We start from the raw sequence: 18,077 nt of genomic DNA on the forward strand, positions 1-18,077 counted from the left end.
AAGACCATCCTCCCACGGCCCTTCGACAGGCTCAGGGACCCAGCCGTGGATTCGGGAACCGCCCTGAGTGCGGGGCCCAGCCATGAGTGCGGAACCCGGTCCTGGGTTGCTGAGCCTGTCGAAGCGCGTCAGCGCGGCATCCGCTGTACGCCTCGCGAGGAGAATCGCGCTTCCGAAGGCCCGAATCCCGGATTCCATCCTTCTGAAGCGCACATTCCCTTGTCGGATGCCCGAGTGCCGCGTACCCCGATGCCGGATGCCGGATGCCGGATCTCGGATGCCGCGCGCCGGAAGCGCGTCAGCGCGGCCCGCGCCGCCCCATCCCCGCGAAGACCGCGTGCAGCAGCGGCAGCGCCGAGACGCAGATCAGCGTGATGCCGAGCGGGGGCAGCGGCGTCACGAGCAGCGCGCCTCCGACGAGCATCGCGGCGAAGAGCACGCCCGAGGCGATTCGGCGCGCGAGACCCTCCAGACGATCGAGTCGACGCTCGAGACGCGAGGTGTCGAAGGACACGTTGCCGTCGTCGATGCGCGTGATGATGTTGTCGATGCGCTGCGGCAGCCGCATGGTCACGGCGGCGGTCGCCATGGCCCGCTTCGCCACGTCCTGGATCAGGTTGCCCGACTCGTCGCGCAACAGGCGGCCGGCGTACGGCTCCGCGGCATCCCATACGTTGAAGGCGGGGTTGAGGCCGCTGCACATGCCCGACGTCAGCGAGACGGCGCGGATCAGCAGCAGCATGTTCTCGGGCAGCTGCAGCGGAAGCGACCGCACCATGTCGCCGAACTCATCGGCGAAGGCGGTGAACTCGCGCGGGTCGACGGTGCTGAGCTCGGCGAATCCCATGCCGCCGAATCTCGCGAACAAGGCGGTGAGCGCCCGTTCGAGCTCGTTGGTGTCGGCCGACGGCAGCAGCACGCCGATCTCCTTCGCGGCCGCGACGAGTCCTCGGCTGTCGCGCCCGGCGACGGCGATGAGGAGGGTGCGCAGACCGTTGCGGAGGTTGTCCGGCACCTCGGCCATCATCCCGAAGTCGATGAAGGTCAGCCGGAAGTTCCGCGCCTGCGTCCCTGCGCCCTCCCCCTGGCTTTCTGCGCCCTCACCCTGCGCCCCTGAACCCGCGCCGTGGGTCCCTGAGCCTGTCGAAGGGCCTGTCGAAGGGCCCGCCTCAAGCACCGGCGTCACGAAGATGTTCCCCGGATGCGGGTCGGCGTGCACGAAGCTGTGCGTGAACACCTGGTCGAACATGACCTCGGCGAACACGTCGGCGACCTGCGAGGGGTCGATGCCGGCGGCGCGCAGCGCGTCGATGTCGTTGATCTTGATCGCCGTGACATCCGAGAGCGTCAGTACGCGACGGGTCGACCGCTCCCACACGATCTCGGGGGTGTCGACGCGCGGGTCGTCGGCGAAGTTCTCCCGGAACCGCTCGGCGCTCGCGGCCTCGTGCAGGTAGTCGATCTCCTCGAGGCTCGTCTCGGCGAACTCCTCGACGAGCGCGGGGGCGTCGACCCGATCCGAGACGAGCCGCACGCGCATCGCCCAGCGCGCCACCCGGCGGAGGGCGGCGAGGTCGACCGCGACGATCTCGTCGATGCCCGGACGCTGCACCTTCACGACCACCGTGTCGAGTCCCGTGTCGGCGGCGTCCTGCTCCGAGAGCCGGGCGCGATGCGCCTGACCGAGGGATGCCGCGGCCACCGGAGTCTCGTCGAAGCAGGCGTACGCGCGGGTCAGCGGCATACCCAGCTCAGCCTCGGCGACGACGCGGAGGTCGGCGAACGGCACCGCGGGCACCTCGTCCTGCAGCCCCTCGAGCTCGGCGGTGATCTCGGGCGGGAGCACGTCGAGGCGCGACGACATGAACTGTCCGACCTTGATCATGAGCCCGCCGAGGTCGACCGCGAGCACGTGGAATCGCCGGGCGAACCTCTGCATCCGCGGTCCACGCGTGCGCTCCGCGACCGATGACATCCCGAGGCGCGGCAGCACGAGCTCGTACCACCAGACCTTCAGGAACTCGCGTGCCGCGAAGTTGAGGATCCGTCGGTAACGGGCACGGTGCCCCGGTGCCGGCCGTGGATCGCGGGCCGCTGCGCTGCGGCCGCCCGTCCCCGGAATCGTCGGTGGCGCTGCGAAGCGCCCCTCGCCGGCATCCGTCATTCCGTCATCCTCTCGAACCGCGTCGACACGCTGTGACCATGTCAGCCCTCCCCCGACCGCTGAGCCGCGGACCGCGGCATCCGATCAGTCCTGCGCGAGGATGGAGTAGAGCTTACGGCGCGCGTCGTCGAGGACGTCGATCGCGGCCTGCACCTGCTCGGGCGAACCGCTGCGACCCACCGCGGCGGCGGCACCGGCGAGGTCGACGCCCGCCTTCGGGAGCGCGGTGAAGCGCGGGTCGTTGCGGTGGCCGTCCTTGTCGGACGACTCCCACGGAGCCTTCGTCTCCGACGACTCGTCGGCGACGGCGCGACCCGCCTCGGTCAGCGAGTAGGTCTTGCGACCGTTCTGCTCCTCGGCCGAGATGAGACCCTCGTCGGCGAGCAGCTGCAGGGTCGGGTAGACCGATCCGGCGCTGGGCTTCCAGGTTCCGCCACTGCGCTCGGCGATCTCGTTGATGATCTGGTAGCCGTGCATCGGCTTCTCGGCGAGCAGCGAGAGCACCGCCGTGCGCACGTCGCCGCGGGCCATGCGCGAGCCGCCGGACGGGCGCTGCTCGAACGACTTGCGGAACTGGTCGAACGCGTCGAACAGAGCGCCGGCCGGGCCGTTCGCGCCGCCGAGGCCGCCGGTGCCGAAGAGGCCGCCGAGCGGGTTGTCGGCGTTGCTGCTGCCGGATGCGCCGAAGGGGAATGCGTTGTTCATGATGACCTCCAGATGGGGTGGTGAACGATAGTCAACGATATATCGTTCAGCCTGGAGGTTGGGTGGGAGTTTCGGATGCCGTGGCAGGCGGCGACCTCAGCTGCGCGGCAGGGTGAGGATCTCGGCGCCCTCCGCCGTGACCGCGATCGTGTGCTCGGTGTGGGCGGTGCGGCATCCGGTCGCGCTGCGCAGCGTCCAGCCGTCGGCGTCGGTGACGAGCTCGTCGGTGTCAGCCATGACCCACGGCTCGAGCGCGAGCAGCAGCCCGGGGCGCAGGATGTAGCCGCGACCGGGTCGACCGTCGTTCGCGACATGCGGGTCCTGGTGCATGGTCGAGCCGATGCCGTGCCCGCCGAACTCGAGGTTGACCGTGTAGCCGGAGCCACGCAGCACGGTGCCGATCGCGCGCGACAGGTCGCCGATGCGGGCGCCGGGCCGCACAGCCGCGATACCGGCGGCGAGCGCGCGTTCGGTCGCGTCGATCAGGGCCAGATCCTCGGGCGCCTGCGTCTCTCCGACGATGAAGCTGATCGCCGCGTCGGCCGAGATGCCCCGGAGAGTGACGGCGAGGTCGAGCGTGAGCAGATCGCCGTCGGCGAGGGAGTAGTCGTGCGGCATGCCGTGGAGCACGGCGTCGTTCACCGCGGTGCAGACGTAGTGGCCGAAAGGTCCGCGTCCGAAGGAGGGCGCGTAGTCGACGTAGCAGGATTCGGCTCCGGCATCCTCGATCATCTGCTTCGTCCAGCGGTCGAGATCGAGCAGGTTCACGCCGACGGCCGTTCGCTTCTTCAGCGCCTGCAGGATGCCGCCGACGAGGGCGCCGGCGTCACGCGCTCGGGCGAGTTCGTCGTCGTTCAGGATCTCGATCATGGTTCTCTTTCCGGTTCCGATAACTATCCCGGTAATACTATCCCGGGATTAGTATGGGCATCATGATGGTCCGGATGCCGCTCACCCCCGCCGAGGTCGAACGCGGCGAGCGCCTCGGCGCCCTGCTGCGCCGGGCGCGCGGCGAAAGGTCGATGCTCGCCGTCGCTCTGGACGCCGGAGTCTCCCCCGAGACGCTGCGCAAGATCGAGTCCGGCCGCGTCGCGACGCCCGCCTTCTCGACGATCGCGGCGATCAGCGGCGTGCTCGGCCTCTCGCTCGACGCCGTCTGGTCCGAGATCGGGACGGATGCCGAGCGCCGCACCACCGCGGCACGCATCGCCTCCTGACCACTCCTGCACAGTCGGGGTCCGCGAGAATCCGCCCACGGATCGCGCCTCACGTCTCGGACCGCGGTGGCGCATCCCCGAGGGTGGACGCATGACCACGACGGGCGAGCCGTCGCGGCTCCACGAACGGCTGGTCACCGAGCATCTGATCGCGCCCGAGATCCTTCCGATCGAAGCCGCCTCCGCCCTGCGCGGATTGAACCGCGGCGGCATACTCAGCGACGAACGCCTCGCCCGCGCGGCATCCGACCTCCCTCGACTTCGGGTCGAGCTGTATCCGCCACTGCCACTCGTGCCGCGCGTGCTCGACATGAGGCAGAACCTCAGCGCCTACGACGCCGCGTACGTCGTCCTCGCCGAGGTCACGCGATCGGCGCTGCTCACTCTCGACCAGCGTCTGGCTCGCTCAGCCGCGGCGCACTGCGCCGTGGAGGTACCGTCGCGCTGAGCGTTCGCGAGCGGTCGGGCGCGCGAGCGCGTCGGGCACCCTGAGCGGTCGGGCGCGCTCCGCTCTCAGCCCCGGAGCACGGAGTCGAGCAGCCCGGGGAAGAGCGTGTCGAGATCGTCGCGTCGGAGCGTCAGCATCCGTCGCCGCCCGTTGGGTTCGTTGCGGATGACGCCGGCCTCACGCAGCACCTTCATGAAGTGCGACTTGGTCGACTTCGGCAGATTCGGGTCGGTCGCGTGGCAGGCGGCCATGTCGAGCGGACCGTCGGCGAGCTGACGCGCGATGGCCAGACGCTCGGGGTCGCTGAGCGCGAAGAGCACGTCGGTGATCTGGATCTCGGAGCGCTCCGGGTGCGGAAGGTCGCCTGGCATAGTTCGAGAATAGTTGAACAATCACGGAATGGCGAGTACGCTCCGATAGTTCGATTATTCTCGAACCCTTGAGGAGCACGCATGACCACCACCCAGCCGATCGTCCGGCCGTCGGCCGAGGCCGCCGCCCTTCCGCAGGCGCAGGGACCCACGATCCCCCGCGCCCGGTTCGGATTCGCACTCGCGATCGTCGCCCAGGTCGCGATGATGATCGCCGCGAGCGCGCCCTCGCCGTTCTACCCGGTGCTCGCACAGGACATCGGCTTCGATGCGATCGTGATCGCGGCGGTCTTCGCCGTCTACGCCGTCTCCCTGCTGCTGACCCTCCTGACCGCCGGCTCGCTCTCCGACCACGTCGGCCGTCGGCCGGTGGTCATCGCGGGCCTGCTGCTCCTGGCGGGCAGCATGTTCCTCTTCTGGCACGCGGATGCCGTGGCGACGCTGTTCTTCGCCCGGATCCTGCAGGGCATCGCGAGCGGTCTGCTCATCTCCGCGCTCTCGGCGACCGCGCTCGACTTCGCGCCGGGCGGGCGCGCGGGCGTCGCAGCCCTGTGGAACGCACTGAGCCCCGGCATCGGTCTGGCGCTCGGGGCGCTCGCCTCCGGCGTGGTGCTCGATCTGAGCGGGGAAGCGCTGCTCGACGTGTTCGCCCCGCTCAGCACCGCCTACCTCGTGCTGGCCGTGCTGTTCTTCCTCATCCCGGAGACCGCACCGCGCAAGCCCGGCGTCTGGGCATCGCTCAGCTTCCGCCTCTCGATCCCCGCGGCGATCCGGGCGGACTTCTGGCGCGGCGCTCCGGCCGTGGTCGCGGGCTGGGCCACCGGCGGCCTGTTCCTGTCGCTCGGTGCGAACATCGTGCACAACGAGCTCGGCGGCTCCGCCCACGTCTGGCAGGGGCTCGCGGTCGCGATGCTCGCCGGCGTCGGGGCGATCACCGCGTTCCTGATGCGCCGCCGCCCGCCGCGCACCTCGGTCGTGTTCGGCACCACGGCGCTGGCCGTCGGAACCGCCCTGTCGCTCGCGGCGCTCGGACTCGGATCGCTCCCCTTCTATCTCGCCGCGACCGCCGTGACCGGCATGGGCTTCGGCACCGCGTTCTCGGGAGTCGTCGCCTCTCTCGCCCCGCGCATCCCCGCGACGCAGCGCGCCGACACCTTCGCCGTGATCTACCTGCTGGCCTACCTCGCATTCGGGGTGCCCGCGGTGATCGCCGGATCGCTCGTCGGCATCGTCGGGCTCGGAACCGTGTGCGTCGGATACGGCATCGTGGTGATCGCGCTCGCCCTCGTGGCCTTGGTGTCGCGGCTGCGCCGCGCGGACTGACCACCGCGCTCGAGCACCGAGCGCCCGAGCCGCTCCAGCGCCGAGACCCTCGGGCCGCAGCAGCGCCGAGACCCTCGGGCCGCAACAGCGCCGAGACCCTCGAGCCGCAGCAGCGCCGAGAGCCCGGAGCCGCAGCGCGTCGGGAGGAGAACTCGCGCGTGGGCGGAGGAATCCGTGAGGATCCTCCGCCCGACGACGAGTTCTCCGCCCATTACTGAGGCTCGGCGCCGCGCCGCACCCTCAGCCGCTGCGCCACACCGCGACGACACTCGCACCGAGCACGGCCAGCGCCGAGACCCTCGGGCCGCAGCAGCGCCGAGAGCGCGGAGCCGCAGCGCGTCGGGAGGAGAACTCGCGCGTGGGCGGAGGAATCCGTGAGGATCCTCCGCCCGACGACGAGTTCTCCGCCCATTACTGAGGCTCGGCGCCGCGCCGCACCCTCACCCGCGCCGCCAGACCACGACGACCCCCGCACCGAGCACGGCCAGCGCCGCCGCACCGAGGAAGAGCCAGGCGAAGCCGCCGGTGAGGGCATCCGCTGTCGACGCGCCGCCGGCCTCGAGCGACGCCGTGCGCAGCCCGGCGATCGTCCCGAGCACGGCCAGCCCGACCGCGCCGCCGATCTGCTGGCTCGTGTTGATGAGTCCTCCGGCGAGTCCCGCCTCGCCGCCCTCGACGCCGTCGACCGCGAGCTGGGTCGTGGCGACGAACGCTCCGCCGAGGCCGACGCCGATCAGCAGCGTCGGGCCGAGCAGCTGCGCCACGAACTCGGCATCCGAGGGTGCCGCCGCGAGCCAGGCCAGCCCGCCGGCGAGCACGAGCAGCGAGCCGATGAGCACGGAGCGCACACCGAGCCGTCCGATCAGGCTCGGCACCGCTCCGGCCACGAGCACGAGAGCACCGGCGAGCGGAAGCTGCGAGAGCCCGGCGGCGAGGGCGTCGTAGCCGAGCACCGCCTGCATGTAGACCGACAGCGCGAAGAACAGCGCGACCATCGCAGCGCCACCCAGCACCATCACGACGTTGCCGAGCGCGAGGCTGCGGTTGCGGAACACCGACAGCGGCACGAGCGGCTCAGCACTCCGACGCTCGATCACGAGGAAGGCGGCTCCCAGCACCAGCGCGCCCGCGAAGAGCACGAGAGGGAGCGGATGCAGGAACCCGAGCTGCTCGACGGCACTGAAGCCTCCGACCAGGGCGACGAGCGCGGCCGTCACGGTGACGGCGCCGGCCACGTCCAGGCGTCCCGATGCGCGGGCACCGTCGCGGGTGATGAGCAGCGGGATCGCGATGAGCACGATCGCCCCGACCGGAACGTTCACGAAGAACACCGACTGCCATCCGAGGGTCGCGGTGAGCACACCGCCGAGCAGCACGCCGGCCGCGGAGCCGATGCCGGCGACTCCTCCCCACACGCCGAGTGCCGTGGTGCGCTCCTTCGCATCCGGGAAGAGGTGCGTGAGCAGCGCCAGTGCCGCCGGGGCGAGGAGCGCGGCCGACGCGCCCTGCAGGGCGCGAGCCGCCAGGAGCATCTCGGCCGAGAACGAGAGGCCGGCCAGGGCGGATGCCGCGACGAACCCGGCCGCCCCGACGAGGAACACCCGGCGGTGGCCGTAGCGGTCGGCCAGTCGTCCGCCGAGGAGCAGCAGCCCGCCGAAGGCGAGGACGTAGGCGGTGATCACCCAGGCGAGGGCGGCGGTGTCCATACCGAGCTGCTGCCCGAGCACCGGGAGCGCGATGTTCACGATCGAGGCGTCGAGCACGACGAGGAACTGCGCGAGCGCGAGGATGCCCAGTGCGAGCCAGCGGCGCGAACTGCGCGGGGCCGCCTGCGTGATCGGCGGGGTGGTGAGAGCGGTCATGATCTTCTCCTTCTCGGTGGTGCGATGTCGGTGGATCGATGGATGAGTGATTGCTCACTCACTCTTGAGGACAAGCGAAACCGGCGCGAGCCGGGTGGCGGTTCAGTCGGGGTGGCGGATGCCGCGGGTCAGCACGGTCGCCCACTTCTCGGGGCGCCCGTCGAGCTGCGTGGTGACGATGAGGTGGCACAGCTGACCGAACGCGATGAAGGTCTGCACGTCTTCGTCGGAGCCCCCGGAGCGGCTCTGCGCGTACGTCGTCACGCGGCCGAGTCCCGCTCGGAGCGCGGCGCCGATCTCGGGGATCTCGGCAACGGACTGCGCGTGCACCTGCAGCATCAGCAGCTTCCGGTCCGAGATGAGGTGCGCGTAGGCATCGCCCATCGCGTCGAGGATGGCCTCCGGGGTCTGCGCCGAGGCGGCATCCGCTCCTTCTTCGAGGGCGACGATGATGGCCTCGAAGCAGGCCTCGAGCGCCGCGATGAACAGCGCCTCCTTGCCGGCGTAGAGCTTGAAGACGTAGGCCGGGGAGATCTTGGCCTCGCGGGCGACATCCGCGACGGTCGTGCCGTGATACCCGCCGCGTGCGAACTCCGCGAGCGCCGCCGCGGCCACGAGGGGCCGGCGGGCGTCTGCCGTGGAGAGGATGGAGCTACGCGAGGTGGGCATATGAGTGACTGTACACTCACTCTTCGCCCGCGGCAACGCGTGGTTGCAGAATCTGTCGATAAACGATAGATTCCTGTTGTTCTTCGACGAGAGGTGAAGCCATGCGAAAAGCGACGATCGTCGTGCTGCAGGTCGTGATCGCGATCGCCCTGGTGGGATCGGTGGCCGTTCAGGCCCTGATCGCCCCCCTGCTCTGGCTCGACCTCGGCGAGGGCGAGCTGCTCGGGCGCATCTTCCTGGTCGGCATCGTCGTTCTGGGCGTCGGCACGCTGCAGGTGTTCGGCATCTGCGTGTGGCTGCTGCTGAACAAGGTGCGTCGGGGATCGATCTTCTCGGAGTCGTCGTTCCTCTACGTCGACGTGATCATCGGCGCGATCCTCGTCGCCGCGATCCTGGCCCTGTCGCTCGCGATCGCTCTCGCCCCGGGCGATGCGGCCCCCGGAGTCGTGGGGCTGATCTGCGGTGCCTCGCTCGTCCTCGGCGGGATGGCGCTGCTCGTCGTCGTGATGAAGGCGCTGCTGCGTCAGGCGATCGCCAGCGAGGCCGAGGCGCAGACGCTCCGCGCAGAGCTCGACAACGAGGTGATCTGATGCCCGTCGTCGTCGACATCGACGTGATGATGGCCCGCCGCAAGATGAGCGTCGGCGAGCTGGCCGAGCGCATCGGCATCACGCCCACCAACCTCGCGGTGCTCAAGAACGGACGCGCGAAGGCCGTGCGCTTCACGACCCTCGACGCGCTGTGCGAGGTGCTCGAGTGCCAGCCCGGAGATCTGCTGCGGTGGGAGGCCGAGGGCGCCGAAGGGGCCGACTCGTAGGGGTCGGCACCCGGCACCCGGCAGCCGGCACCCGGCACCCGGCATCTGACCCCGCACCACCCGACCCCTGACACCCAGACAAGGCAATGTGCGTCTCCGGAGGACGGAACCCGGAAGTCCGCCCTTCCGGAGCGCACATCTCCTCGAGAGACGCACAGCGGATGCCGCGGCGCGGGACTACCGCCGCGCCAGCAGCTCCCCCAGCCGTGCGGCCTCGTCCGCCGGCATCGCGTATCCGTGCTCGGCGCCCGGGTACACCCCGCCGCGCACCTCGGCCGCGTACTCGGAGACGCCGGCGACGGCCGCATCGCGCAGGGCCGCGTAGCGCTTCACGAACTTGGCCGCGCCGCCGTCGTACAGGCCGAGCAGGTCGTGGAAGACGAGCACCTGGCCGTCGGCATCCGCTCCCGCTCCGATCCCGATGACCGGGATGTCGAGCAGGGGCATGAGCGCCGCGGTGACCTCAGACGGCACGGCTTCGATCACGAGCATCGAGCAGCCGGCATCCTGCAGCGCGAGGGCGTCGTCGATCACGGCGAGCGCGGCCTCGGCGGTGCGTCCCTGCGCGCGGTAGCCGCCGAGTGCCGTGGCGGTCTGCGGGGTGAGGCCGACATGACCGACCACCGGGATTCCGGCGCGCACGAGGGCCCGCGCCCTGTCGACCGTCGATCCGCCGCGCTCGATCTTGACGAGGTCCACTCCGGCCTCCTTGACGAAGCGCTGGGCGGTCGCGATCGCGAGCGCGTCCGACGCCTCATAGGAGCCGAACGGCAGGTCGCCGACGAGCAGCGGAATGGTGAGCCCTCTCCGCACGGCCTTGGTCAGCATGAGCATCTCGTCGACCGTCACCGGCACCGTGCTCTCGTAGCCGAGCACGGTCATCGCGGCGGAGTCGCCGACGAGCACCATGTCGACGCCGGCATCCTCCACGATCTGCGCGCTCGGGTGGTCGTAGGCGGTGACCATGACGATCGGGTCGCCGGCCTCCTTCTTCGTGGCAAGACTCGCGAGCGTGACCCGCTTGCGGGGTGCCGCGTGCGCGCTCACAGCGCTGCCTCCGTCAGCAGGCGGTCGACGGCGTCGTCGACCTGGATGATGCTGTTCGCCCGATCGACGTGCACGACCGTCGGCGAGTACTCCGCGAGGTCTTCCGCGGAATAGTCCGCGTAGGAGATGACGATGATCGTGTCGCCGGTGTGCACGAGGCGAGCGGCGGCGCCGTTGACCTGGATGACACCGGATCCGCGCTCACCCACGAGCGTGTAGGTTTCGAAGCGCGCGCCGTTGTCGACGTCGACGACGTGCACCTGCTCGTGCGGGAGGATATCGGCGGCCTCGAGCAGGTCGGGGTCGATGGTGATCGAACCGACGTAGTGGAGGTCGCTCGCGGTGATGGTCGCGCGGTGGATCTTCGACTTCAGCATGGTGCGTCGCATCAGGCATCCTTCGTTGCGGAGAGAGTGTGGTTGTCGATCAGCCGGGCGGCGCCCACACGGGCCGCGACGGCGAGGAGCGCGTCGCCCTCCACGCGGTCGACGGATTCCAGCGTCGATGCGTCGCGGAGTTCGAGGTAGTCGGGCGTGATCCCGGCATCCGCGAGCACGCGTCGGGCAGCGGAGAGGATGCCGTCGGCGTCGCGCTCCCCCGCCTCGAAGACGGATGCCGCGGCGTCGAGCGCCCGGTTCAACGCGGTCGCTCGCGCGCGAGCATCCGCGTCGAGGTAGACGTTGCGCGAGCTCATGGCGAGTCCGTCGGCCTCGCGCACGATCGGACACGCCTCGATGCGCACGTCGAGGTCGAGGTCGCGCACGACGCGGCGGACGACGAGGACCTGCTGCGCATCCTTCTGCCCGAAGTAGGCGACGTCGGGGCGGACGATGCCGAACAGCTTGGTGACCACGGTGGCGACGCCGTCGAAGTGGTGGGCTCCGCGGGCGGCTCCGTCGAGCACGTCGGTGAGCCCTGCGACGTGGATGTTCGTCGCGAAGCCGTCGGGGTAGATCTCGGATGCCGCGGGAGCGAAGAGGATGTCGACGCCCTCGGTCTCGGCGAGCGCGGCGTCGCGGGCTTCGTCGCGCGGGTAGGCGCCGAGGTCTTCGTTCGCGCCGAACTGGGTCGGGTTGACGAAGAGCGAGACGACGACGAGGTCGTTCTGCGCACGGGCGCGGCGCATGAGGGAGAGGTGCCCCTCGTGGAAGGCGCCCATGGTGGGGACGAGGCCGACGCTCTGGTTCTCGCGCCGGGCCGCGCTGACGGCGGCGCGGACCTCGACGATCGTGCGGAGGATCTTCATTCGCCCGCCGCCTCCGGTTCGGGGATCACGGTCGGCGGGGTGCCGGAATCGACCGTGGGGATTCTGGTCGCACGGCGGGCGACGGCACGCGTCGCGGTGGCGAGTTCGGTGAAGAGCGGCGCGAGGTGCGGAGCATCCGCGTCGATCGCGTCGCGCTGCCGCTCGATCGTGAGCACATCACCGCGGGCGATGGGGCCCGTGAGCGCATCCGGGGCCCCGACATCCGCCCAGTTGTCGACGCTGCGGCGGACCAGCGGGGCGATCAGCTCACGCGCGTCGTCGGCGGGGATGCCGGCCTCGGCGGCGAGCTGCTCGGCCGCGTCGAGCACGGCGAGCACGAAGTTCGAGGAGAAGGATGCTGCCGCGTGATAGGTCGCGCGGTGATCGTTATCGACGGTGAACGGGCGGGCGCCGAGGGCACGCGCGAGCTGCTCGGCGATGGCTCGGGCTTCGTCGGTGCGGCCGGCGATCGCGGCGCCGATGCCGCGGAAGACGTCGGGCGTCTCGGACCCGGTGAACGTCTGCAGCGGATGGATGCTGAAATCGACGTCGTCGAGCCCGGTCGCACCGGAGACGTGCCCGACGAGTCGCACGTGCGCGCGGGCGACGAACGCGACCGCCGGGATCGCGGCATCCGGAACGCAGAGCAACGCGATGTCGGCGGACGGCATCGACTGGTCGCGGCGGAGCGGCCCGAGTACGTCGAACCCCGCCGTGCGGAGCGACCGAGCGAGAACGCCGCCGAGACGTCCGGCGCCGATCACGGCGATGGTCGTCTCAGGCGCGAGAGCAGAGGCAGGATTCATGATGAGAGCCGGTCGAACAGGGCGACGCGGATGCCATGAGTATCCGCCGTCAGCGGCATCCGCTCCAAATCGGAGAGCAATATGACATCAAGAGGTCATCCAAGCATTGTCATATTTGCGGCCATTTCCATCATCAGATTTACATATTGATCTCACGCATTCGATGAGCGCGTACGAGGAGTGTGACGAGCACCTCGCCGACTAGGCTCCCTCCATGCCCCACCGGACCATCGAGCTCCACGTCGATCGCGACAGCGTCGCCATGGGCGATGACGTCGTCTCGCACGCCGGCGTCCTGTCGGCCCCCCGGGGAACGCTGCTCAGCGCGGCACTCGAGCTGGCCTCGCCCGAGATCCGCTCGCCAGGGTGGTCGTGGGTCGCGGTCGTCGATGGCGCGACCACTGCCGTGTGGTCCGTCGACCACGGCGTGCAGCTCCTCGTCGCCGACCGGAAGCTCACGCGCGGACCGGTCGACGTCTTCTTCCGCTACTTCGTCCAGATCGACCCGGCATGGCTCTTCGACCGCCTCGCGCACGGCGTCCGTGCTGATCGACGCGCGCTCGAGGAGGAGTATGCCCCGATCGCGCGCGAGAAGTACCGGGCGGAGCTGCGCCGTCGCGAGCGCGAGCTCGACGGCCGGTTCCTGAGCACGGAGTGCGTCGATACCCTCCAGCACTTCGGCGCCGAGATCACCCTGCACGCCGACGTCGCCTGCGACTTCACTCATGACGGCGATGCCTGGTCGGTGAGACGCGCAGACACCATGTTCCAGGTCTTCCGGGGTGGTGGTGGACCGATCGCCTCGATCCGGCCGCATGCCCTCGGCGAGGCCTGGCTGGTCGGCATGCTCGGCGCCTCGGCGCGCACCGCGGCAGGGCGTGCCGACCTGCCCGATGCCGAGCCCCTCCCGGGCCTGGAGCTCACGGCATCCGGTGGTCGGTGGATGTCCCGCGGGGCGACGGTCGTCCAGGTGCGATCCGAACTCGCCGCGCGAGTCGCGCAGCTCGCGTACGGACGTTCCGTCGCCGACCTGCGCGCGTTGCTCGACGCCTGACTCCGACTCCGCTCAGACGGTCGGGCTCTGCTCCGCGAGCCGGGGGAAGCTCCAGCGGCCAGCGGCGATCTCGGGCCGGGGCCGATACAGCCGGACGAGGTAGTTCCAGCCCTCGACGACAGGAATCGCGTTCGGCACATCGTCGGGATAACTGCCGAACCGGACGGTGATGCTGCCGTCGTCGTTGCGGACTCCGGTGATGTTGTTGACCGTGTACGAGTCGCGGTCGTTCGGTTCGAAGTATCCGGCGGCGTTGTAGACCGAGATCGACCAGAATCCGTCGACGGGAACGTCGCCGACGGTCAGCTCGTACTGGCCGACGGGGAGGCGCGGGTCGACTCCGATGTAACTCGCCTCATACGACGGGAGCCCGCCCCAGCCGGCCGCAGTCCCGATGAGGTGGCGCACCGGGTCGACCTGTTCCTTCGTGCCGAACATGTGGTCGAACCCGGTGAGGTTGCGGGCGAGCGCGAGCAGCGCGTCGCGGGTCTCATCGAGGCTCGTCGTGTCGTAGTCGGGCATCTCGAACGGGATGGCCGAGGCGCTGTCGAGCCGGATCTGATCCTGCAGCGCCGCGACCTGGGCGAGGTCAACCTCGTCCGCGGGGTCAACCAGCGTGCGGATCGCCAGCACCACATGAGGCGTGCCGAACTGCTCGACGGTGAGGCGATGCTCGCCCGCGTCATGGAAGATCGCGTCGATGTAGTGGTGCTCGTTGACGACCATCGCCGACACGTAGCGATCGCCGTGCTCGGGGATGGTGAACGTCGCACCGGCGCTGATGTCGACGACGGCGAAGCTGTACAGGGTGTCTCTGTTCAGCCGGATGACGGTCTGATTGTCGATCGCCGCGGGTTCGCGGTTGTGCAGGAAGAGATTCACGCCGCCGGCATTGGCCTGGAGGTCGTGCATCATGCGGTGAGTCTCGGCGAGGGCGAAGTTATCGGCATTGACGAAGACGGTCATGGCTCGATCATGCCCATACCCGCGCCCGATCGGAAGCGCCTTCGTGCTTCCGTCCGGGAAACCGCGTCGCGCATCGAAGGAGAGCGCATCCGCCGTCAGCGGCTCCCCCGCGAGACACTGTCACGGAATGAGGTGACACCGGTCACACCTTCTCATGACACGGGGACACTGTGCACGCCACCGACGATGGAGTGCGATGGAAGGATGTCCACTCAGCAGATCTCCATCGCTCATCCCGAGCCCGTCCGCTTCTGGCGGAGGCCCTTCCGGGTCGTGCGCGAGAACATGCGCGTCTACCTCATCCTCAACGCTGCTGCCTATGGGCTCGCTCTCCTCGGCTTCGCGATCGGGATCATCTTCCCCGATCTCGTCGCCGCCCGAGCCGCAGGGCTGGAGGAAGACGGAACGGGCGAGCTCGTGCGCTGGCTCGTCAACACACCTCCGCTGTTCGCGCTGACGACCCTCGGCGTCAACCTGTTCCGCCTCAGCGCTCTGACCATCGTGCTGCCGTCGCTCATCGTGCCGTTCGCGGGACTCGCGTTCTTCGGGTACTGGTCCTTGACCACGGGGATCACTCTCGTCCCGACCTCGGACACGGGGTGGGTCGCGCTCATCCCGCACTCGCTGACGTTCCTCATCGAACTGCAGGCCTACGTGCTGTTCCTGCTGGGAGCGTTCCTGATCGGCAAGTACTGGCTCTTCCCGCGCACAGCCGGGGCGAAGAACCGGCGCCAGGGTTACGTGCGGGGCCTCCGTCAGCTGGGCCTGCTCGCACTCCCGGCGCTCGTGCTGCTCATCATCGGAGCCGTCTGGGAGGCGTATTCACTGCGCTACCTGGTGCATCCGCTCGCGCAGCTGCTGCTCTGAGAGGAGCACCTCCATGTTCGATGAAGACGATGCCGACGCGCTCGGCATGCTCGGCGATGCCGACGACGGCCCCATGCCCCGCCGCCAGAAGCGCGGAGACGGGCGCGCCCTTGAACCTTTCCGCTGGTGGCATCTGGTGTCCGGTCGAAAGCTGTTCGCGTTGACCGTTCCGCGGCCGGGCGCGCCGGACGTGACCTATGCCGTGGATGTGCGATCCCATGAGGACGGCGACCCTCGCGCCTACCTCTATCGCGACGGGGCACAGGCCGTCGTGTCGAAGCTGCCGGCGAGGTTCGCCGTCGAGGGCGGCGTGATCCAGGTGGCGGCGGGCTCGTACGGTCTCCGGCGGATGCACTACGTCACGCCTGACGGGTCCGAGCGCCGACTCACCCCGCATCCGAGATCGGCGGTCGGCCGCCGTCTGCGACTCGAGCAGACGCATCCGGTCGCGAGCCGGTGGATCGCCGCCACAGCGATCGTCATCCTGATCGTCGGTGTGGGAGTGAATGTCCCGCAACTGGTGCAGGTGATCTCCGAGATCCAACCGATCGCGGAGCGCTTCGGCACGTTCGTCTCGCCCATCCATCTCCCGCTGTGGCTCAACATCGCCCTCGGCGCCGGTGCGGCGCTGGCCAGCATGGAGCGCGGCCTCCGCCTCCGCTATCACTGGATGCTCGACGGCCTCGGCAACTGAGCGATCGGCCACCCGGTCGTTGAGCGAGCGAAGCGAGACGAAACGCTCGCGATCAGCATCTGGTACCGTCCGGGAGAGTCCGCTGCGCATCGAAGGAGAGCGACGAGATGAGACCACTGCGGTACGCGATCAACGTCACGCTCGACGGCAGCGTGCATCACGAGGCGGGGCTCACTCCCGATGAGGAGTTCATGGACTTCTGGACCGCCGAGATGGATCGGTCCGACGCCGAGATCTATGGCCGGGTGACCTACGAGATGATGGAGTCCGCCTGGCGGCGGCCGGCGGATGGCGTGTGGCCCGACTGGATGGATGAGTCGGAGGTCCGCTTCGCCGAGCGCATCGACCGGGCGAAGAAGTACGTCGTGTCGAGCAGCCTCGCCTCGGTGGACTGGAATGCCGAGCTGGTCGAGGGCGACCTGGAAGCGGCGATCCGCACGCTGAAGCAGGAACCCGGCAAGGGCCTCTCCGTCGGCGGCGTGACGCTCACCCTCGCGCTTGCAGATCTCGGCCTGATCGACGAGTACACGTTCGCCGTGCATCCGGTGCTCGCCGGAAGCGGGCCGAGACTCTTCGACGGGCTGCGTGAACGCATCGAACTCGAACTCGTGGAGCGGCAGGAGTTCCGGTCGGGGGTCGTCGTGCAGAGGTACAGGCCGCGGGCCCTCGGTCGTTGAGCGACACTTCGACTCGCTTCGCTCGCTCAGTGCGGGTCTCTGCGAGACGAAACGTCGCACTGGCGCGGTGCGCTTCCGCAGGAGAAGTGCGCTTCGCGAGGACGGATGCCGGTGCATCGACCTCGCGAAGCGCACGTCCCCTTCCGGCGTGCACATCAGTCGCGGGCGATCACGGCACCACGATGACCTTGCCCGCGATCCGCCCCGCGGCCGCCTCCGCGTGCAGCGCCGGAAGCTCCTCGAGCGGGATGCGCCGCGTGACCTCGAGGCGGAGAGCCCCGCTGTCGACCAGCGACACGAGCTCGGCCAGTTTCTCGGCATCGCTGCGGACGAAGACGACGACGGACCGCACATTCCGCTCGGCGTCGTCGGGTGCGGGCATCCAGGCGGTGGTGCTGACGACGACTCCCCCGTCGCGGACCAGCCGCACGAGCGCGGTGAACTCGTCCGGTTCGATCGGCGCGAGGTTGAGGAGCAGGTCGACGGGCTCGGACACCGCGTCGAGCACGGCGGTCTCAGTGTGGTCGATGATCGCGTCGGCGCCTGCGGCGCGCACAGCATCCGCACTCCGAGGGCTCGCCGTGGCGATGACGTAGGCGCCTGCGCGCTTGGCCAGGGCGATCGCGTACTTGCCGACGACGCCGCCGGCGCCGACGATGAGCACGCGCTGTCCGGCTTCGAGGTGGCCGTCGTCGAAGAGCGCCTGACGGGCGGTCAGGGCGACCGACGGGAACGCCGCAGCGTCCGCGAGCGGCACTGAGGTGGGCGCTGCGACGAGCGCCTCCGCCGGAGCGACGACGTATTCGGCCGCTCCGCCGTCTTCGGCCATCGGCAGGAAGCCGATCACGGCGTCGCCCACCGCGAAGCCTTCGACGCCGTCGCCGATCGCGTCGATCGTGCCCGAGACGTCGTACCCCGGCACGTGCGGGAGCACGATCGGGATCGGGAGGAATCCGGCGCGCATGCCGTTGTCGGCGGCATTGAAAGCGGATGCCGCGACGCGCAGCCGCACCTGGCCCGCGCCCGGGACGGGCCGCTCGATCTCGCCGTACTGCAGAACCTCGGGGCCGCCCACTTCGTGGAACCGTACTGCCTTCATGATCTTTCTCTCTTTCGTAGGTGCTTCGAATTCGAAGCAATAGGA

Annotated in this window: 21 protein-coding genes; 9 read left to right on the plus strand and 12 right to left on the minus strand. The window is 69.7% G+C overall.

Annotated elements, in window-relative coordinates; all coding sequences use genetic code 11:
• Positions 1-298: 298 nt before the first annotated feature.
• The 3 genes from MRBLWH11_RS03425 to map form a co-directional block, all read right to left on the minus strand.
• A complete protein-coding gene (locus MRBLWH11_RS03425) occupies positions 299-2,164 on the minus strand; it encodes an AarF/UbiB family protein (protein ID WP_341946680.1) in 1,866 nt (621 codons plus the stop codon).
• 84 nt (positions 2,165-2,248) lie between these two features.
• On the minus strand, positions 2,249-2,869 hold the full coding sequence (locus MRBLWH11_RS03430) for a PadR family transcriptional regulator (RefSeq protein ID WP_341946681.1): 621 nt from the start codon (positions 2,867-2,869) through the stop codon (positions 2,249-2,251).
• A gap of 96 nt (positions 2,870-2,965) precedes the next feature.
• On the minus strand, positions 2,966-3,739 hold the full coding sequence (gene map, locus MRBLWH11_RS03435) for a type I methionyl aminopeptidase (RefSeq protein WP_341946682.1): 774 nt from the start codon (positions 3,737-3,739) through the stop codon (positions 2,966-2,968).
• A 65-nt stretch (positions 3,740-3,804) separates the two neighbouring features.
• Between map and MRBLWH11_RS03440 the strand changes: the two genes are divergently transcribed.
• On the plus strand, positions 3,805-4,086 hold the full coding sequence (locus tag MRBLWH11_RS03440) for a helix-turn-helix transcriptional regulator (protein WP_341947879.1): 282 nt from the start codon (positions 3,805-3,807) through the stop codon (positions 4,084-4,086).
• 91 nt (positions 4,087-4,177) lie between these two features.
• The gene (locus MRBLWH11_RS03445) at positions 4,178-4,534 is read left to right on the plus strand and encodes a type II toxin-antitoxin system VapC family toxin (RefSeq protein ID WP_341946684.1); all 357 of its coding nucleotides are present in this window, start codon (positions 4,178-4,180) and stop codon (positions 4,532-4,534) included.
• A 65-nt stretch (positions 4,535-4,599) separates the two neighbouring features.
• Here MRBLWH11_RS03445 and MRBLWH11_RS03450 read toward each other — a convergent pair whose 3' ends face one another.
• Positions 4,600-4,905: a transcriptional regulator gene (locus MRBLWH11_RS03450; protein WP_341946685.1), complete on the minus strand. Its 306-nt coding sequence runs from the start codon at positions 4,903-4,905 to the stop codon at positions 4,600-4,602.
• Positions 4,906-4,986: 81 nt separating this feature from the next.
• On the opposite strand from MRBLWH11_RS03450, the gene MRBLWH11_RS03455 reads away from it, so the two are divergent.
• Positions 4,987-6,228, plus strand: coding sequence for an MFS transporter (locus tag MRBLWH11_RS03455; RefSeq protein WP_341946686.1), 1,242 nt, complete (start codon positions 4,987-4,989; stop codon positions 6,226-6,228).
• A 440-nt stretch (positions 6,229-6,668) separates the two neighbouring features.
• On the opposite strand, the gene MRBLWH11_RS03460 is transcribed toward MRBLWH11_RS03455, so the two are convergent.
• Positions 6,669-8,090 carry an MFS transporter gene (locus MRBLWH11_RS03460; RefSeq protein ID WP_341946687.1) on the minus strand — a complete coding sequence of 474 codons (1,422 nt, stop codon included), beginning with the start codon at positions 8,088-8,090 and terminating at the stop codon, positions 6,669-6,671.
• Between the two features lie 102 nt (positions 8,091-8,192).
• Complete coding sequence (locus MRBLWH11_RS03465; protein WP_341946688.1) at positions 8,193-8,759, minus strand: TetR/AcrR family transcriptional regulator; 567 nt, start codon at positions 8,757-8,759, stop codon at positions 8,193-8,195.
• 101 nt (positions 8,760-8,860) lie between these two features.
• On the opposite strand from MRBLWH11_RS03465, the gene MRBLWH11_RS03470 reads away from it, so the two are divergent.
• Positions 8,861-9,349, plus strand: coding sequence for a DUF2975 domain-containing protein (locus MRBLWH11_RS03470; RefSeq protein WP_341946690.1), 489 nt, complete (start codon positions 8,861-8,863; stop codon positions 9,347-9,349).
• Positions 9,349-9,576 carry a helix-turn-helix transcriptional regulator gene (locus MRBLWH11_RS03475; RefSeq protein ID WP_341946692.1) on the plus strand — a complete coding sequence of 76 codons (228 nt, stop codon included), beginning with the start codon at positions 9,349-9,351 and terminating at the stop codon, positions 9,574-9,576. Before MRBLWH11_RS03470 ends, MRBLWH11_RS03475 begins: the two co-directional genes overlap by 1 nt.
• Before the next feature lie 177 nt (positions 9,577-9,753).
• Here MRBLWH11_RS03475 and panB read toward each other — a convergent pair whose 3' ends face one another.
• From panB to MRBLWH11_RS03495, 4 genes are read right to left on the minus strand one after another with little or no spacing between them, the layout of a single operon-like run.
• The gene (gene panB / locus MRBLWH11_RS03480) at positions 9,754-10,623 is read right to left on the minus strand and encodes a 3-methyl-2-oxobutanoate hydroxymethyltransferase (protein WP_341946694.1); all 870 of its coding nucleotides are present in this window, start codon (positions 10,621-10,623) and stop codon (positions 9,754-9,756) included.
• Positions 10,620-11,012 carry an aspartate 1-decarboxylase gene (gene panD / locus MRBLWH11_RS03485; RefSeq protein ID WP_341946695.1) on the minus strand — a complete coding sequence of 131 codons (393 nt, stop codon included), beginning with the start codon at positions 11,010-11,012 and terminating at the stop codon, positions 10,620-10,622. The genes panB and panD overlap by 4 nt, the downstream gene beginning before the upstream one ends.
• On the minus strand, positions 11,012-11,869 hold the full coding sequence (gene panC, locus MRBLWH11_RS03490; RefSeq protein ID WP_341946697.1) for a pantoate--beta-alanine ligase: 858 nt from the start codon (positions 11,867-11,869) through the stop codon (positions 11,012-11,014). The genes panD and panC overlap by 1 nt, the downstream gene beginning before the upstream one ends.
• Positions 11,866-12,675: a DUF2520 domain-containing protein gene (locus MRBLWH11_RS03495; protein ID WP_341946698.1), complete on the minus strand. Its 810-nt coding sequence runs from the start codon at positions 12,673-12,675 to the stop codon at positions 11,866-11,868. Before MRBLWH11_RS03495 ends, panC begins: the two co-directional genes overlap by 4 nt.
• A 214-nt stretch (positions 12,676-12,889) precedes the next feature.
• On the opposite strand from MRBLWH11_RS03495, the gene MRBLWH11_RS03500 reads away from it, so the two are divergent.
• The gene (locus tag MRBLWH11_RS03500; RefSeq protein WP_341946699.1) at positions 12,890-13,729 is read left to right on the plus strand and encodes a hypothetical protein; all 840 of its coding nucleotides are present in this window, start codon (positions 12,890-12,892) and stop codon (positions 13,727-13,729) included.
• 12 nt (positions 13,730-13,741) lie between these two features.
• Here MRBLWH11_RS03500 and MRBLWH11_RS03505 read toward each other — a convergent pair whose 3' ends face one another.
• Complete coding sequence (locus MRBLWH11_RS03505; RefSeq protein ID WP_341946700.1) at positions 13,742-14,695, minus strand: DUF1214 domain-containing protein; 954 nt, start codon at positions 14,693-14,695, stop codon at positions 13,742-13,744.
• Between the two features lie 204 nt (positions 14,696-14,899).
• On the opposite strand from MRBLWH11_RS03505, the gene MRBLWH11_RS03510 reads away from it, so the two are divergent.
• From MRBLWH11_RS03510 to MRBLWH11_RS03520, 3 genes are all read left to right on the plus strand, one after another.
• Positions 14,900-15,562: a hypothetical protein gene (locus MRBLWH11_RS03510; RefSeq protein WP_341946701.1), complete on the plus strand. Its 663-nt coding sequence runs from the start codon at positions 14,900-14,902 to the stop codon at positions 15,560-15,562.
• 13 nt (positions 15,563-15,575) lie between these two features.
• Positions 15,576-16,256, plus strand: a complete 681-nt coding sequence (locus MRBLWH11_RS03515) for a hypothetical protein (protein ID WP_341946702.1) — start codon at positions 15,576-15,578, stop codon at positions 16,254-16,256.
• Between the two features lie 107 nt (positions 16,257-16,363).
• The gene (locus MRBLWH11_RS03520; RefSeq protein WP_341946704.1) at positions 16,364-16,933 is read left to right on the plus strand and encodes a dihydrofolate reductase family protein; all 570 of its coding nucleotides are present in this window, start codon (positions 16,364-16,366) and stop codon (positions 16,931-16,933) included.
• A gap of 169 nt (positions 16,934-17,102) precedes the next feature.
• Here the strand turns inward: MRBLWH11_RS03520 and MRBLWH11_RS03525 are convergent, their stop codons facing one another.
• Complete coding sequence (locus MRBLWH11_RS03525; protein WP_341946705.1) at positions 17,103-18,032, minus strand: NADP-dependent oxidoreductase; 930 nt, start codon at positions 18,030-18,032, stop codon at positions 17,103-17,105.
• Positions 18,033-18,077 lie beyond the last annotated feature (45 nt).

It is taken from the genome of Microbacterium sp. LWH11-1.2 (assembly GCF_038397745.1).
Taxonomy (GTDB): domain Bacteria; phylum Actinomycetota; class Actinomycetes; order Actinomycetales; family Microbacteriaceae; genus Microbacterium.